The following is a 17,193-nucleotide window of genomic DNA, read 5'->3' as shown; positions in this document are numbered from 1 at the left end:
ATGGAGGATCAAGAGTGATTAGGTAAGTGGTTTAAATTAGTTTTGAATGCTGCTATTAATAGTCAAAAGCAAAAATAAATGTCGTCCCGTGGCTTGACCAGCGTTGTTGTGTGTGGCATTTTTTTTCGTCATTGCGAGAAGACGCCATAGGCGTCGACGAAGAAATCTCAGGCACGATTCCTGAGATTGCCACGCTCCTTACAGTTACTCGCAATGATGTTAGAATCTATCCACGTTTTTCATAATCTCAAGATAATCAATTTTGCCGCTTGTAAGTAGAGGTATTCCTGAATCGGTAATAATTACTTTCGGTAAATGTAGTAAAGAAATTTGAGCTTTAGATACAGCATCTGCAAAGTTCTCTCTATTTATATCGGAACCGGTAGTAAGTAAAATAATCTTTTCTCCGTGCGTTTTATCGGGAATAGAAATAGCAGCGTGCAAGGAATCAGGATCAATTTCGCTTGCAAGTTCTTCAATTTTTGTAAGAGATATCATTTCCTCTGCTATTTTAGCAAAGCGTTTTAAACGTCCTAAAATTGTTATATACCCTTCAGAATCGATTTTGACTATATCGCCTGTGTCGTACCATTCTTTATAAGTAAGGTGACCTTCTAAGTCCAAGTAACCAAGCATGATGTTAGGACCCTTAATGAATAAACGTCCCACTTCATTTATTCCCTCTACTTTCTCGAGCTTATAATCAATTTTTGGTAATAATCTTCCTACCGTGCCTGCTTTATTATGCATAGGGGTATTGCAAGCTATAATAGGTGAGGCTTCTGTAATCCCATATCCTTCAAAAATACGTATGCCGTACTTATTAAGCCAAAATTGTCTTGTAGATTCTTTTAATTTCTCGCTACCGGCAAATATATAGCGTAATGAGTAAAAATCATATGGGTGAGCGTAATTAGCATAACCGTTTAAAAAAGTATCGGTAGAAATTAATATAGTTGCTCCAATATCGTATATAACTTCAGGAATGCTACGATAATTTAGTGGAGAAGGATATAGAAACAGCTTAATACCGTTTAAAGTTGTAATAATTGCACCACTAAGACCAAAACAATGAAATAGCGGTAGCGCATTAAATACTATATCTTCAGGGCTAAAAGGTACTTTAGCAGTTATTTGATATCTATTAGTTTGTAAATTTCTGTGAGATAATAATACGGCTTTAGGTTCACCTTCAGTACCCGAAGTAAAAATTATCACTGCCGCTTTTTCGTCATCACGATTACGACAAAAATAATTGTAATAAGTTTGGGCACAATAACTTCCTATTTTTGCTTTTAGTTTTAGAGCTGTACCAATCTGATTTTTAAAATCTTCTAAATATATTATTTTAATACCGAAATCTAATAAGTTAGTTATTAATTCATGTAAATTTGCTTTCTCAATAAATTGTTTTGAAGTGTAAACTACTTTAATTTGTGCAAGTTTACAGGAGTTAATAATAGTACTTATGCCGTTGCTCCAGTTAATTATAGCAGGAACATAACCGCTAGATTGCATAGCGTAAAAAGTCATTAACATATTCGTGGTATTAGGCAACATTAAGCCTAAATTTCTGCCAAAGATATTATTCTTTTTGATTAAATCACCTAGGATAAAAGATTTTAATATTAAATCTCGATAAGTAACCGCATTATTTTCAAAATCATCAACTATTTTTTTCTTAAATCCATGAATTTTAGCAGCTTCTATAAGAGATGAGAATACAGTATTTTTATAGTCTGAACTCTCAAACATCATGTCAGCCATGATATCATAAAGAGTCCTAGATATATAACTGCGTCGTGCTTGATTGTTTGTAGCATCCATATTAGCGAATTTTACCGGCGGTAAAACGGTTATAGTAATTTTAGGAAATATTTTTCTTTTTAATATGTTTTTTAATTTTGATAAATGAGTAAATTGAGTACCATCTATTCTAACCGGTAAGATGGTAGCACCGGCTTTATCGGCAATCATTCCCGGTCCTTCGTATATTTTCATTAAAGAGCCGGTAACGCTTATTCTACCTTCAGGGAAAATTGCTACTTTCTGATCCTTTTGTATTTCTTTTACTAAAGTCTTTATTGCCATTGGGTTACTTGGATCAACCGGCAAAGTTCTTGCCATACGTAAAAACGGTTTAATCCACCATATTTTTTGTATATCGGGACTAATTGCAAAAGTCATTTCTTCTCGTAAGTAAGTAGCAATTAGCGGCGGATCTAGATATGAAATATGGTTAGCAACCACTACTACTTTTTTACCTGCTTTTTGAAAATTTTCAAATCCTTTAACTTCAACCTTATACATAAGATCAAAACAGATTTGGAATATTCTTCGCAATAGCTTAAACGGAATAATTTTAACTTCAGGTATTAAACGGTAAATATGTATAGTAACGATTATATTAGCTAGGCTAATAAATAATATAATCCAGGGTATAGTGAAATTTAGGTAAAATAATAAAGATAGAATTATTGTTGATCCCACCATGAAAATGGAATTGATAAGATTGTTAACGGCAATAATTCGACTACGATGAGCAGGGTTTGCGTAATGCTGTAATATCGCAAAAAGAGGAACGATATATAATCCGCCTATTGCCGCTAAGAACAATAAATCTATAACTATTCGCCAATTATGTCTTTTCGATAAAAATACTAAAATACTTTTTAGCTGAGTAGGTTCGTAGTTAACTGAGCTAATTCTACTTGCAAAGAATAAATCAATACCGAAAATACTAATGCCTAGGGCTGAAATAAATAGATATTTAACGGTAATCTCATCTTCAAATATTTTGCTACATAAAAACGAACCGACCCCAACACCAAGCGAGAAAACCGCCAAAAATAAATTAGCAACATTCTCATCAGCTTTAAAAGTTATCTTAGCAAGTAAAGGTATTTGAGAAATTATAGCAGCTCCGATAAACCAAAACCATGAAATACCAAGTATCGCTAAATATATCTGTTTTTTTGCTTTGGCATATTTAATCATATTTATGCTTTCATCTATAATATTAAAATTTATTTTAATATCACGATTTGCGTTTTTAGATTTTGGGGAAAAAAGGCTTGTAATAAAGCCAAGAAAAGCGATGGTAATTAAGGAATAAATTATAAAATTATTGCTGATTGTATAATAGCTGCCGATTATAGTACCGATAAAAATACCGATAAAAGTTCCGGCTTCAACAAAGCCGTTAGCTCCAAGTAGTTCGTCTTTATTTAGGTGATCAGGTAATACGCTATATTTGATTGGACCGAAAAAAGTAGAATGTATACCCATTAAGCAAATAGAACAAAACAGGATTAACAGATTATTATGATGAAATCCGTAAATTGCAAAGGCAATTATACCGATTTCACAAATCTTAATAATTTTAATAAGATTTGCACGCTCGTATTTATCAGCAATTTGTCCTGCTATGCTTGCGAATATTATAAAAGGTAATACAAAAGTAGCATTAGCAATTAAAACAAGTAGATTATTATATTTACTTAAAGCTCCTGAAATACCATAAGTTATAAGGATTACCAGAGCATTTTTTAATATATTATCATTAAGACAACCGCATAACTGCACTATAAAATTCGGTAAAAATCGTCTATCTTTGAAAAGATATAATTTGTTTGTGTCCATGATATAAAATATTTTAAATGCCAATTTTGTTGGGTGACTCTTATGTCATTCCCGTGAAAACAGGAATCCAGTAATTAAAAAATATAAATACAGTAAGTTTTTAAAACTAAAAACTCGATTTATCTCGCTTGACCCTGGATTCCCGCCTATGCAGGAATGACATAAGCGAGCTATGCAACAAAACCTAAACTCCCCAAATATTAGCAATTTATATTAATATGTCAAATGTGGTGCTTATTTACTTTCTGTTTCTAAGCGTCTTGATTATCCAGCTGATGGTTCAAACCTCCACCTTCAGGTGGAGAAACTTTAGTTTGAATAAGTCATAGTCGTCTTATATAAAATAAGTAAGTAGGACTTATTTTATAGGATGACTATGACAGAATATGAAAAAGGGAAACATACGGTATATTATCACAGGTATCACATAGTATGGATAACAAAATACCGTTATAAAGTATTAACCCAAGTTATCAAAGAAAGGATTAGGGAAATCATAGCTCAAGTTTCAGAGGAAATGAATATTAGGATAGTAAATGGGGTGATATCATCTGATCATTTACATATTTTAGTATCGATACCTCCTAATATAGCAGTAAGTGAATTTGTACAAAGAGCAAAAGGTAGAACTGCACGTAGAATACAACAAGAATTCCCAGAATTAAAAAAGAGATATTGGGGGAAGCATTTTTGGGGAAGAGGTTATTTTAGTACAACAAGTGGTCATATCACAGATGAAGTAATTAATGAGTATATAAATAACCATACAGAAGCTCATAAACCAACTTCTATTTCTAACATTAGATTGGAATAAGCTTTAGCTTAAACTCTACGGCACTTCTAGTGCCTATCATCAACCTACCGGCTCTCAGCCGGTAGTGGTTGAGTTTATTAATTCATCTACAAGAGAAATTTTTTCGTCCGTAGAATCAGTGTAATTTTTTACTATTGTTTGTAATGCAGATAAAGCTTGGCTTGTAGTATCTTTCGTTTTAACTTTCTTTCTTCTTTGTAAATTCTTTTTTAAGGCAGTTGATAAATTATCAAATTTAGCCGGTGATTTGGCTTTTTTCGGTGCTTCTTTGATATCTTTGGTAGACGACATAAATAATTATCTTTTCACATTAGCATTATTATATTATATTATGGATATTGTGGAAAATAAAACTATAAATAATCTATGAATCAAAGTAATATAATCTCTCTTGAGTTACTGGATGAGAGAAGAAATATTGCAAGGCAAGGGGGCGGTGAAGCTAGGATCAACGCACAACATCAAAAAGGTAAGTTAACTGCACGAGAACGCATAGAAGTATTATTAGATCCGAATAGCTTTACTGAAACAGGTATGTTTGTATCCCATAGATGCGATAATTTTGGGATGCAGGATAAAAAGTTTTTAGGTGACGGCGTTGTAACGGGACACGGTACGATAAACGGTAGGTTGGTATTTATTTATAGCCAAGATTTTACCGTACTCGGCGGCTCTCTCGGCGAATATCATGCTAAGAAAATCTGCGATATTATCGATCAAGCTATAGAAACCGGTGCTCCCGTAATCGGTATTAACGACTCAGGGGGAGCAAGAATTCAAGAAGGGGTTGATGCTCTGGCCGGATACGGTGAATTATTTCAGCGTAATGTTTTAGCGTCGGGTGTCATCCCTCAAATTACCCTAATTATGGGACCTTGTGCCGGTGGTGCGGTATATTCTCCTGCCTTAACCGATTTTATATTTATGGTTAAGAATAGTTCTTATATGTTCGTAACCGGTCCCGATGTAGTAAAAACCGTTACGGGTGAAGAAGTAAGCCAAGAAAAGCTCGGCGGTGCTAGGATGCATACCACTAAAAGCGGCGTTGCCGATCTTGCATTCAACAATGATATAGAAGCATTGCTTGAAATTCGTAAATTCTTTAATTTCCTTCCGTCATCCAATCGTAGTCCTCTTCCTGTTCGTTCGACTGTTGATCCTGCCGATAGAGTTGATATGTCTCTTAGCACGTTAATACCTAACACTCCTAATAAGCCTTATGATATGAAAGAGCTTGTTGAGCGTATAGTTGATGAGGGAGAATTTTTTGAACTACAACCTGATTTTGCTAAGAATATCATTATTGGCTTTGGTTATATGGAAGGTTATCCGGTAGGATTTGTGGCTAATCAGCCTTTGCATTTAGCAGGATGTTTAGATATAAACGCCTCAAGAAAAGCAGCAAGATTTATTAGATTTTGTGATGCTTTCAATATTCCTATAGTAAGCCTTGTGGATGTGCCTGGATTTTTGCCTGGTACATCCCAAGAGCATGACGGTATTATTAAACACGGGGCTAAGCTGTTATACGCGTATGCGGAAGCTACAGTGCCGAAGATTACTGTAATTACCCGTAAGGCTTATGGAGGTGCTTATATAGTTATGAACTCCAAGCATCTTAGAGGCGATATAAACTATGCTTGGTTTAATTCGGAAATCGCCGTTATGGGGGCAGAGGGAGCGGCCGAGATAATATTTAAGGAAGAATGTAAAAACCCTGAAGCTAAAAAACAAAAAATCGATGAATATAGGAAAGTAGTAACTTCGCCTTTTGTTGCGGCATCTAGGGGATATTTGGATGATATTATAAGACCGCAAAATACCAGATGGCGAATATGTAAGGCGTTAAATTTCCTGCGTACTAAAAAAGTAGAACTGCCTTGGAAGAAGCATGATAATTTGCCGCTTTAGCTGTCATCCCGTGGCTTGACCACGAGATCTCAGAATACAGTCTGTGACACAAGACCCCGTGGTCAAGCCACGGGGTGACATTAGGATACAAAAAACTATGAATAAACCATTGTTTGATAAAATTTTAATTGCTAATCGTAGCGAGATCGCCGTTAGAATAATACGTACCTTAAAAAAGATGGGAATCAAGTCGGTTGCAGTATATTCTGAAGCAGATACAAACTCAATGTATGTGCAGCATGCAGATGAGGCTTATTATATAGGTGATTCCCCTGCAACGGAAAGTTATTTATCTATTAAAAATATTATTTCGGCGATTCGTGAAAGTGGCGCAAGTGCAGTACATCCAGGTTACGGTTTTTTATCAGAAAATCCAAATTTTGCCAATATTCTTAAAAGAGAAGGTGTGGTTTTAATAGGACCGAGTGCCGGAACTATTAAAAAAATGGGCGATAAAATCGAAGCAAAAAAGATAGCGATAGAAGCCGGAGTTAGCACCGTTCCGGGTTATATGGGAACTATAAACGATGTTAAACAAGCTATAGATATTGCTAAAGAGATTGGTTTTCCGGTAATAGTAAAAGCGGCTGCCGGTGGCGGTGGGCGTGGTATGAGAGTAGTGAATAATCCCGCTGAAATGGCCAATGCTTTTGAGTCGGCAAAGCTTGAAGCAGCCAATAGTTTTAGTGATGATAGATTATTTATTGAGAAGTTAATTCAAACTCCCCGTCATATCGAAATTCAGCTAATTGCCGATCAATACGGCAATAGTGTATGTCTCGGAGAGCGGGAATGTTCAATACAGCGTCACCATCAAAAAGTAATCGAAGAAGCACCCAGTTCTTTTATTACTGAAGATATAAGGCAAGAAATGTATCGGCAGGTAATATCCTTATCTCAAAAAGTGGGATATTATTCGGCCGGTACCGTTGAGTTTATAGTAGATAGCAATAAAAATTTCTATTTTTTAGAGATGAATACTAGGTTGCAAGTCGAGCATCCTGTTACTGAGCTAATTACCGGTATAGATATCGTTGAAGAGATGATACAAATCGCAGCCGGCGAGAAATTATCATTTACGCAAGATGACGTAAAATTAAAAGGTTGGGCATTTGAATCACGAATTTGTGCCGAAAACCCAAGCCGAGGTTTCTTACCTTCTAGCGGTAGAATTATAGCTTATTCCGAACCTGCAAAGAGTCCTAATATCCGTATAGATACAGGGATTGGGCTGGGTGGCGAAGTAAGTATGTTTTATGACTCAATGATTGCAAAATTATGTACTTACGGTGAAACAAGAGAACAGGCAATTGAGCTCATGCGTTCTGCTTTGAGTTCTTATATAATTAACGGTATTGCTCATAATATCAGTTTCTTAGAAGCGGTAATGCTACATCCACGCCTTGTTAGTGGCGATATTTCTACTGCCTTTATTCAAGAAGAATATCCTGACGGTTTTTCCGGCGCTAGTCTAACTTCAGAAGTAACTACCGTATTTTTAGCAACGGCTATTTTTATTTATATATCGGAGCAAAGACGTGTTTCTTTAATTTCCGGCAATATTAACAATCAGGCTAACAAAATAGGTACAAGGTGGGTAGTAACTATCGATGATAAACTATTTCCCGTATTAATTACACCTGTTGAAAACGGCTATAATATACGTCACGAAAGCGATAGAATATATATTCGTAGTAACTGGAATTTAGGTAATGAACTTTTTACGGCTATAATTAACGGTAAAAAGACAAATGTGAAAATTGAGAATATCAGAACCGGTTATTTATTATCGCATGCCGGTATTAGCGTAAAAGCCTTTGTACGCTCTCCTCGTATATCAGAACTTGAAGCGTTGATGGTCTCAAAAGTAGTGGTGGAAGAAAGCTCCGAACTACAAGCTCCTCTAAGCGGTCAGATTGCTGCGATAAAGGTGAAAGAAGAGCAGGAAGTGACGGCAGGACAAGAAATTATGATTTTAACTGCTATGAAAATGGAAAACCTGATTCTTGCCGAAAGAGACGGAAAAATAGCTAAAATTTTTGTTAATGAAAAGGATAATGTTGTAAGAGGGCAGGTATTATTAGAATTTGCTTGATATATTAGGTTCTGTAAAGGATAATTCAATTATTTATATTTTCAGATATTTTTTAGCGAAAATTAATAAGATGTTTGCAGTAATAGTTGTTCCTATTTCAAAACAATCTTATAATTTGCAGCAAAGAAGAGCAAAAATAGATTAATTTAATTTTCCTTTACAGAACCTAATAATATATTGCCTTTCGCTTATAATTCTATAATTCGCTACTATAGTAAACTCAGCTCCATTTTATGACAAGCGTAAGGGTGGAGCCTATATATTATTCATAGGCAAGACAACGAACAACGAAGTACAAAATGGAGGTCAGTTTACTATATTCATTTATTTAGAATATATCCATATTAATTAAGTCAAAATTTTTCTCAATAACTGAAATATTTAAGCTAGCTATTTTCAAATAGATAATGATTTTTGTTTACCTTATTATATGTCTCTACAGCTTCTATAAATTCTTCTTGATTAAGGTAACACTCTCCTAAATAATATTGTGCTTCTTGATAAGAATTAGAGCTTTTGTGTATTTTACTATACATGTCTATAGCTTCTTTATATTTCTCATTGGTTCCTCCGTATTTTAATTAGATTTTTTTATAGAAAAGTATATATTACCATGAAACATGATTCTCATGTTTCATGGTAATATATGTATCTAATAAATGTGCAAGAGGTTTTGTCGTCATTGCGAGGAAAAATTGTAAGTTTTGATGAAGCAATCTAGTTAAAAATACTAATAATATTAGTATTTTTAACTAGACCCCATGGACAAGCCACAGGGTAACAATTAGGAAACTGGCCCACGCAACAACGCCTATGCGGGAATGACATAAGAGCAGGCAATGAAGCAATCTTATCGTAGGAATGACATTATTAAAGCTCAGAATCAAATATTTTTATATCACCGCCTAAAGACGTTTCTTCATCAAGTCCCTCAAGGGCAAAAGTGCTAAATATACCTGATTTAGAAGGAATATGTTTTAACCTAGAGCCTGTGTTAGGTTTTTCAGTTTCAACCTTAAAATCAGAAACATAGCCCTCGTCTTCTACTACAGTATTTGTATTTATTGGAATTTTCTTCCCGCTAGAATAATCTTCTAACAGTGCTTTAATTTCTGCGAAATTTTGTAAATCTTTAGATAGTTGTTGTTTGAATTTAGAAAATTTTTGCTTTATTTGTTCTGAATTGATAAATTCTTATATCCGTCATAATGTGGTGATATACTTGTTTTTAATATCCTCTCTAATATATATTTGTGGTTAGGATTATTAGCTTTTTCACACAATATAGAAATTTCAGTGATTTGAGTTAGTTGACACGATACATCGCTATGTAAGTAAGTTATCTTTTTCCCATCCTTTAACATTATAGTTAGCACCGTGTTTAAGTAAATATTTTACTATTGTGACCTGCCCATGCTCTGATGCAAGTATTAAAAATGTTTTTACCGCATTTAAATTACCGTATATTATTGCTATTTCTAGAGCTACATCTAAATTAGCATTTTTAGATAAAAGATACTTTGCAATTTCTTTTCTATTTTTTAAATTTGCAGTACTTAATGGTGTGTTAAAACGATATTCAGTATTAACATCAAAACCGTATATTTCAACAAATTTTTTAATTACTTCAAGCTTATTTTCGTTTATTGCTTTAAAAAAGATTTGCTTATGAAGATCGTTTACATTTTGACCACCTTGTGCTGCTTCTTCTAAGGTTGTATTTAAATAAGTTGCTCCTTTTATTAAAAGATCACATGTAATGTCTGTGTTGTAAGGTTCTTTCCAAACCGGCAGTAGTAACATTTAGTGTATTAGAATCATAATGACTAAAATTTACATTCGCTGGTTTTTCTTCTACAAAATACTTTACTAAAATTAAACTTTTATTGTGTATTGCTTGTATTAGGCTGGGATTAGGTTCAAACGTAAGATGATTAAGTAAATATTCAGCTTGTGCATTATTGTTTTTAAGTGCAAATTCTAATGCTTTGTATTTATTTGCACCTTGCGATATAAGGCCTTCCATGAGATTTATTTTATTTAAATTCAGATCATCTAAGCTAGCTATAATATTTAATGCTGTCCCGTCTTTAGGATGAAACGCATCAAAATATTGTTTTAAATACCCTAGAGTTATTACATTTTCTGTTTTAGTAGTTTCTCCGGCTTAGTAGTGCTTTTAATTTTAGAACCCCCGGAGGGAGCTGTGGAGGAGTTATGCATGATAATTTACCTTAAATTAATTTATAGCGTGCGTACTATAGATTAATCTAAGTAAATTATCAATATCTTAATTGATAGTAAAATAATTTACAATTTCTTAACTTTAAGTTGTATTTGATGGTTCTCTAATTCTACTTTACTGACATAATCAGGCGTGAAATTTTTAGCAAACTCGCCTAAAGTTTGTTCTTTAATAAAGTCTCCATAATTATCAATTATCTTAGATAACTCAAACTCGCTTATTATCTCAATTAAAATCCTATCAGTGATAGAGAAATCGGCAGCTTTTCGAGCCTGTTGTATAAAGCGTACAATGTCTCTTGCGTATCCTTCTTCTATTAACTCAGGTGTTAGCTCTAAATCAAGTATTAACAAGCTACTATTATTCTCAAAACTTGCTGCTCCTTTGATATGTGAATACGGCTCTAAAACTAGCTTATATTCGTCACTATTTAAGGTTTCACCGCATATAGCTAAACCGCCTGCGATAGCTTCCCACTCACCTTTTTTAGAAGCGGCTATAATCTCTTTCATTTTATGCGACAAACGTTTACCAAGCATTGGGAAATTAATCGATAGTTTTTTGCTTGCGTAATTCTCTAGATCGTCACGGTAAATTACCACCTTAACATTAATTTCGTCTTTAATTAAATCTTCAAAATCTTTGAGGTTGTTATTATGTTTACTGATAATAGCTATGCTAGCAAGTGGCTGCCTTACCCTGATATTTTCAGTGCTTCGGATAAATAGGCTATTACTGCAAATATCAAGCACGTTATCCATAGTAGTAACCAGCTTGTGATTTATTTCAAAGTCTGAGAGAGTAGGGTAGTTGCAGAGATGTACGCTAATCTCGTCATTGTAAGGCACTGAAAGTGTTGTGGCAATCTTGTGAGATACTCCTGAGATTGCTTCGTCAAGACTTGTGTCTTTCCTCGCAATGACGTTTGATTTTCCTGAAAGTGCCGTGTCGTTACGCTCCTCACAATGACGTAATCCCTTATATATCGCTTCCGAAATCATAGGCACTAGTGCCGACATCGCAATAGCCATGGTTTCTAAACATGAATATAGAGTATTATAAGCATTTTGCTTATCTGTATCTTTTTCGCTTTTCCAAAATCTAGCTCGGCTTCGTCTTATATACCAGTTATTCAACACTTCAAAAAATTCTGAAACTGTATGATAAGCTGTTTGCGTATCGAAATTATCTAAGCTCTCTTCAATTTTTTGTACGGCTATTTTAAGCTTAGATAATATATAAACATCAAGTACGTTTTTAGAGCTAAAATTAAGCTCGCCTTTAAGCGAATCGGCGTTAGCATACATCGTAAAGAAATGGTAAGCATTCCATATAGGTTTGATAAATAGACGAAGCGTATCAAATACCATTTTGCCGTCTTTATCAATTAATAGCTCCTGACCTTTAACAACGTTTGAAGATAACATCGTAACTCTTAAAGCGTCAGAGCCGTATTTATCAAATAGCTCCAGCGGATCGGCGTAGTTATTAAGACGCTTTGAAAGTTTTTGACCTGTAGAGTCTAAAATTACGCCGTGGCATATACAATTGAAAAACGGTGGGCGATCAAATAAAGCGGTAGATAGCACCATTAAAGTATAAAACCATCCACGTGTTTGAGCTGAATACTCAACTATAAAATCAGCCGGAAAATGATCCTCAAACCACTCTTTATTTTCAAAAGGGTAATGGGCTTGCCCATATGGCATTGAACCGCTTTCAAACCAGCAATCAAATACGTCTTCTATTCTACGCATTGTTGATTTACCGGTTGGATCGTCGGGATTTGGTCTGGTCAGTTCATCGATAAATGGACGATGTAAATCAGTAACTTTAACACCAAAATCTTTCTCTAATTCCTCTATAGAGCCGTAAACGTCTATGCGTGGATATTTTGGATCATCGGACTTCCATACAGGCAGCGGCGTTCCCCAGAATCTATTACGGCTTATCGACCAATCACGAGCATTTTCAAGCCACTTACCAAATAAATTATCTTTAACATGGAAAGGTATCCAGTTAATTTGCTGATTTAACTCTACCATTCTATCTTTAAACTGCGTAACCTTTACATACCATGACGGCACAGCCTTATATATAAGAGGCGTATCTGTTCGCCAGCAATGAGGATAATTATGAATATACTGCTCGGTTTTTAGCCAATTTCCTTGCTCTTTCAGTTTGATTATTATTTTGTCATTTGCATCAAATACTTGTAAACCCTCTAAATCAGGAATTTCTTTAGTGAATTTACCGCTATTATCAACAGGACAAACAAGCTCAATACCTTTCGATTCACAAAGTATTTGGTCATCTTCACCAAAGCCTGGAGCCATATGTACGACTCCCGTGCCGTCACCTTCAACCACGAAATCGCCTGCAAATATCTTGAAGCTGTTTGGATGATTCTCGAAATAGTCGAATAAAGATTTATAGCTCAATCCTTGAAGTTCTGAGCCTTTAATTATCTCAAAATTTTCTTCACCGGTAAGTCCTAATTCTTTAGCATATTTAGAGACGGAAGAGGCAGCTATTATATAACAAACATCATTTTTAGGGACTAATGCATAATCTATATCACTACCGACTGCTAAGGCTAAATTTGACGGCAATGTCCAAGGTGTCGTCGTCCAAGCGAGTATACGGTATTCTTTAAAAGATCCTGTGGTCGTAGCCACGGGATGACATAGTACAAAACTCACCGTTACAGCTTTATCGGCTCGCTCACGATAAGAATTATCAAGTCTTGTTTCAAAATTAGAAAGCGGTGTTTCGCATGCCCAAGAATAAGGCATTACCCGCATAGATTCATACAATAACCCCTTATTATATAACTCCTTAAATGCCCAAAGTACGGATTCCATAAAATTCTTATCCATCGTTTTATAAGAATTTTTAAAATCCACCCATCTTGCTTGACGAGTTACATATTCTTCCCAATCATTAGCATATTGCATTACCGAAGCTCTGCAATGTGCATTAAACTTCTCTATACCAAAATTAGCTATTGTAAGACGCCCTGAAATGCCAAGTTCTTTCTCTGATTGCATTTCAGCAGGAAGACCGTGACAGTCCCAGCCAAAGCGACGCTCGACTTTCTTACCTTTTACGGTTTGGTATCTAGCATATACGTCTTTAATAAAGCCGGTAAGCAAATGACCGTAATGCGGCAAACCGTTTGCAAAAGGCGGGCCGTCATAAAAAATAAATTCTGACTCTCCGTTCCTATCATCAATAGATTTTTGGAATATATTATTGTCTTGCCAAAATTTTAGTATCTCTCGCTCTAAGCCTGCAAAATCAGCATTCGAGCTAACTTCAGGATAATATTTAGTATTTGTCATTATTTTAGAAATTATTTTTAAAAATATCTTAATTATATGCAAGAGAGGTCATAATACAAGAATTTTTAAGGTATTTAAGAAAGTAATAAGGTGTATTACAGATTAAAAGATGATATAGAAATTTTGTCTAACTCAATTCATTTCACTATTAGTTATTACTACCTATCGTTTCAGCTTCATAAGCCGATAATATTTGTGCTTCGTATTCTAAATATTTCACTCTTCATTTAAATATTTAAACATTACTGCAACTCCAGTATATTTTGTTAAATCGCTAAGGCGCTGTGCTTTAGCATCACTTTCTACTTTATGCCTTAAATTTAGTGGGAGCTTTTGTTTTTGCTCTAAATGAATAGTTTTCATAAGAGCTAGAAAATCACAAATTTTAAATATTAAATTCTTTATTGTTATCTTTATACTATTAATATCTTCATTATATTTCACTTCGTTAAATTTTTTCACTTGAATCTCTTTATACTCAGGTACATTCTTATATTTAGTAACAACAGTACGGCGCTTTATCGTCTCTTTCTCTATCCGTGCTTTTTTATAAATTGGCTCATAGCACTTAATTTGCCTTATACATACGTTATAATTTAATAGTTGGATATATAAATTGGTTTTGCTAAAGAAATGTCATCATAAGTTTTTAATTTTTTCCTAGGTGGATAAGTATATATTGGCTTCGGCTCGATTTGTTTAGTTTCTTCTATAAGCTCTTTGTCTAAATATTGTTGTTCTTCGGTATAGGCGATTTCTTTTAAACCTACATATTTCTTTTCTGTTTTATAAGAATAATATTTGTCATCATTTATCTTCTCTTGAAGCTCTAAATTATTTTTATACGCTTTAGCAAGTTCAGAGAAAAGTATCTTCAGTGTTTTTGAATTTTCACCGAAATAACTTATAGGGATAACTTGATTATTAACTAATGTTCTATCATGTTCTTTATTAGAACATTCTTTTTTAAATTGAGTTTTCATATTATGTGAATTAGCGAATCAAAACAATATTACAACTTAATTGTAAGCTAGCCCACGCTTTGTCTGCTGTATATATCATCGGATAATTTTTTCCTGTCCTTTTTCTTCTGCAAGTAAAGCCATCAAGGAAGAAGAATTATTGTTATGAGAAGACATTATTGGGTTACAAGTTAAAATTTAGAATTTTCTTTATTTGCTTCTTGATATTGCTGTTTTAAAAATTCATCAACAAATGATTCTGATTTAGAACCATGTTGTTTAAACAATGCTTGAGTTTCTTTTACAGCCTTATGACAAGTGATTAAATGTAATTCATTATTAACTTTATTTATAAGTTTCATGGCATTTTTATATTTGATATGGAGTTAATATTACCCATTAAGCATATCTACGTAAACATTCTAAATATGGGGATATTTGAAGGGGCAAGTAATTTTTTCATCTGTGAGAAAGTTTTTACTATATTTTCTACGGCAGTCTCAATAAATTTATCGGTTTCAATATAATTTTCCGATTCGTCTTGGATATAAAAAAGAATAGATGAAACATAAACCGAGAGCAATAAGCTTCTTTTGGTATAATAGTTAAAATCAAGAGATTTATCACCGGCATAACGCCAAATAGCATCACAACTACGGAATGCAACTTTAGTTCCTTGTATTGGGTTTAATGCAAAATAAGCGGCATTCTTACTATAAATAATAGGAAGTACGGTTTTGACCCTAATCTTTACGGCTAAAGATATTTTTTCTCTTATTTTTGATGGTTCTGCTATTATCTTTAAGCTTTCTAGCATAATATTATCTAAATACTCTTCCAAGAATCCTACTATTTCGGATAAACCTTCTGGAAAAACTATTAAGCTATAGCCTTTTGCAAAACCGCATTTTTCTTCTACTTCTTCGAGTAGTTTATTATGCCATTCATTAAACGGTAATAATTCTAATAAAGATTGTACGAAGCTTATTTTTTTGATATGATGTTCTTCTTGAATGCTCATATTTTTAACCTTGACATATAACTTAATTATAGGGTATAGTTCAATAAACTACAATATCTTTTAAGGAGAGTAATTTTAGTGATACTAGTAAATGTGCACGCCGGTAATTGTGATAATACGCTTAAGAATTTTAAGAAAAAGCTACAAAGAGAGCTTTATTTTCGTAAGATGAAAGAACAGCGTTATTATGAAACACCTTCAGCAAAGCGTGTTCGTAAAGCACAAGAAGCAGCGAGAAGACAGAGAAAATTTGCTCGTAAAAAAATGTTTGATGAATAAAATTTCAAACAATTTTCATACTAAATATAAAGCTAGAAATATTAATATTTCTAGCTTTTTTTATTGTCATCTAGTTGCTTGACCATGTGTTGTACGAACGTTCAAGATGTCATTCCTGCGAAAGCAGGAATCCAAAAAAATAGCCATACAAAATTACGTATTTGACGAAATAAATATAATAAAAAACAAGTTTTTATATGTTTGACTGGATGCCCGCTTCCGCGGGAATGACATAAAAACAATCAATGCAACAACACTCCGCTTTTGTAGAAATGACAATAAGGTACTTAAAACTTGAAATATTTCCAATTAGCGTTTTTTATGTTATAAAGAACTGTTATAAGTCATATAAACAGTAGCTATGCTTAGTTATCTTAAACAAAATTTACGTTCTTATTTTTCTAGTAGAGTACTAATTTTTACTTTAGCAACAGCAGCTATTATTTTTGCTTGTGCTACTTTTTATGTGATATCTTTAGAATCAAAGAATTTTAGTACGATTATTGGATTTTTATTAGTTGATTTAGCAATTTTTTTAATTTTAGGTGTTTTACTAACTCAAAAATTTTTTACTAAAAATAATAATAACGATAGTTCTAAATTACAAAATCGTATTGTAATTGCCTTTAGTTTAGTTGCAGCTATTCCAACTATAATTGTTTCGGTATTTTCTGTTTATTTTTTTAATCTTAGTGTTCAAGCTTGGTTTGATAAGAAGATTTCTACGGTTCTTGATCAATCCGTGATAGTTGCAGAATCTTATATTGCCGAGCATAAATTACAGCTAAAAGAAACGGCTTTAGCCGTTGCTGAAGATTTAAGCGATATGTATTACGATTTAATTCACAATCCCGCTTTATTTACTAAAACACTTAATACT

General features: G+C 33.6%; 14 protein-coding genes and 2 pseudogenes (1 of these 16 cut by a window edge). 5 read left to right on the top strand and 11 right to left on the bottom strand.

Features of this window, described 5'->3' with window-relative positions:
* Nucleotides 1-219 precede the first annotated feature (219 nt).
* Nucleotides 220-3,642, bottom strand: a complete 3,423-nt coding sequence (locus RMA_RS05345; protein WP_041404809.1) for an acyl-[ACP]--phospholipid O-acyltransferase — start codon at nt 3,640-3,642, stop codon at nt 220-222.
* 376 nt (nt 3,643-4,018) lie between these two features.
* On the opposite strand from RMA_RS05345, the gene tnpA reads away from it, so the two are divergent.
* Entirely contained in the window at nt 4,019-4,456 is a 438-nt protein-coding gene (tnpA, locus tag RMA_RS05340; RefSeq protein WP_041404948.1) for an IS200/IS605 family transposase, read from the top strand.
* A 54-nt stretch (nt 4,457-4,510) separates the two neighbouring features.
* On the opposite strand, the gene RMA_RS05335 is transcribed toward tnpA, so the two are convergent.
* Complete coding sequence (locus tag RMA_RS05335) at nt 4,511-4,747, bottom strand: hypothetical protein (protein WP_041404808.1); 237 nt, start codon at nt 4,745-4,747, stop codon at nt 4,511-4,513.
* A gap of 75 nt (nt 4,748-4,822) precedes the next feature.
* Here RMA_RS05335 and RMA_RS05330 point away from each other — a divergent pair, with 75 nt between their 5' ends.
* Nucleotides 4,823-6,367: an acyl-CoA carboxylase subunit beta gene (locus tag RMA_RS05330; protein WP_012153008.1), complete on the top strand. Its 1,545-nt coding sequence runs from the start codon at nt 4,823-4,825 to the stop codon at nt 6,365-6,367.
* Nucleotides 6,368-6,464: 97 nt separating this feature from the next.
* Nucleotides 6,465-8,462, top strand: a complete 1,998-nt coding sequence (locus RMA_RS05325; RefSeq protein WP_041404807.1) for an acetyl/propionyl/methylcrotonyl-CoA carboxylase subunit alpha — start codon at nt 6,465-6,467, stop codon at nt 8,460-8,462.
* A 386-nt stretch (nt 8,463-8,848) separates the two neighbouring features.
* On the opposite strand, the gene RMA_RS05320 is transcribed toward RMA_RS05325, so the two are convergent.
* From RMA_RS05320 to RMA_RS05290, 9 genes and pseudogenes are all read right to left on the bottom strand, one after another.
* Nucleotides 8,849-8,998 carry a hypothetical protein gene (locus RMA_RS05320; protein WP_238375419.1) on the bottom strand — a complete coding sequence of 50 codons (150 nt, stop codon included), beginning with the start codon at nt 8,996-8,998 and terminating at the stop codon, nt 8,849-8,851.
* Nucleotides 8,999-9,694: 696 nt separating this feature from the next.
* Nucleotides 9,695-10,265: pseudogene (locus RMA_RS11165) on the bottom strand (ankyrin repeat domain-containing protein); the annotation flags it as partial.
* Nucleotides 10,213-10,488, bottom strand: a complete 276-nt coding sequence (locus tag RMA_RS12070; protein ID WP_041404806.1) for a hypothetical protein — start codon at nt 10,486-10,488, stop codon at nt 10,213-10,215. The pseudogene RMA_RS11165 and the gene RMA_RS12070, both read right to left, overlap by 53 nt.
* Nucleotides 10,465-10,685, bottom strand: a pseudogene (locus RMA_RS12065) (hypothetical protein); the annotation flags it as partial. The gene RMA_RS12070 and the pseudogene RMA_RS12065, both read right to left, overlap by 24 nt.
* 87 nt (nt 10,686-10,772) lie before the next feature.
* The gene (gene ileS, locus RMA_RS05305) at nt 10,773-14,051 is read right to left on the bottom strand and encodes an isoleucine--tRNA ligase (RefSeq protein ID WP_041404805.1); all 3,279 of its coding nucleotides are present in this window, start codon (nt 14,049-14,051) and stop codon (nt 10,773-10,775) included.
* Between the two features lie 216 nt (nt 14,052-14,267).
* Nucleotides 14,268-14,513, bottom strand: a complete 246-nt coding sequence (locus RMA_RS05300) for a hypothetical protein (RefSeq protein WP_041404804.1) — start codon at nt 14,511-14,513, stop codon at nt 14,268-14,270.
* A gap of 134 nt (nt 14,514-14,647) precedes the next feature.
* Nucleotides 14,648-15,034, bottom strand: a complete 387-nt coding sequence (locus RMA_RS11160) for a hypothetical protein (protein WP_231288590.1) — start codon at nt 15,032-15,034, stop codon at nt 14,648-14,650.
* 170 nt (nt 15,035-15,204) lie between these two features.
* Nucleotides 15,205-15,375, bottom strand: a complete 171-nt coding sequence (locus RMA_RS09970; protein WP_014365581.1) for a hypothetical protein — start codon at nt 15,373-15,375, stop codon at nt 15,205-15,207.
* A 47-nt stretch (nt 15,376-15,422) separates the two neighbouring features.
* A complete protein-coding gene (locus RMA_RS05290) occupies nt 15,423-16,034 on the bottom strand; it encodes a COQ9 family protein (RefSeq protein ID WP_041404803.1) in 612 nt (203 codons plus the stop codon).
* A 78-nt stretch (nt 16,035-16,112) separates the two neighbouring features.
* On the opposite strand from RMA_RS05290, the gene rpsU reads away from it, so the two are divergent.
* The gene (rpsU, locus tag RMA_RS05285; RefSeq protein WP_012148483.1) at nt 16,113-16,313 is read left to right on the top strand and encodes a 30S ribosomal protein S21; all 201 of its coding nucleotides are present in this window, start codon (nt 16,113-16,115) and stop codon (nt 16,311-16,313) included.
* A gap of 361 nt (nt 16,314-16,674) precedes the next feature.
* On the top strand, nt 16,675-17,193 hold the 5' portion of the coding sequence (locus RMA_RS05280; protein WP_012153003.1) for a sensor histidine kinase NtrY-like. 1,281 nt of this gene lie beyond the right edge of the window; only the first 519 of its 1,800 coding nucleotides appear in the window; it begins with the start codon at nt 16,675-16,677; its stop codon lies beyond the right edge, outside the window.

The organism is Rickettsia massiliae MTU5 (assembly GCF_000016625.1).
GTDB lineage: Bacteria > Pseudomonadota > Alphaproteobacteria > Rickettsiales > Rickettsiaceae > Rickettsia > Rickettsia rickettsii.
This window is presented reverse-complemented; position numbering and strand designations above follow the sequence as displayed.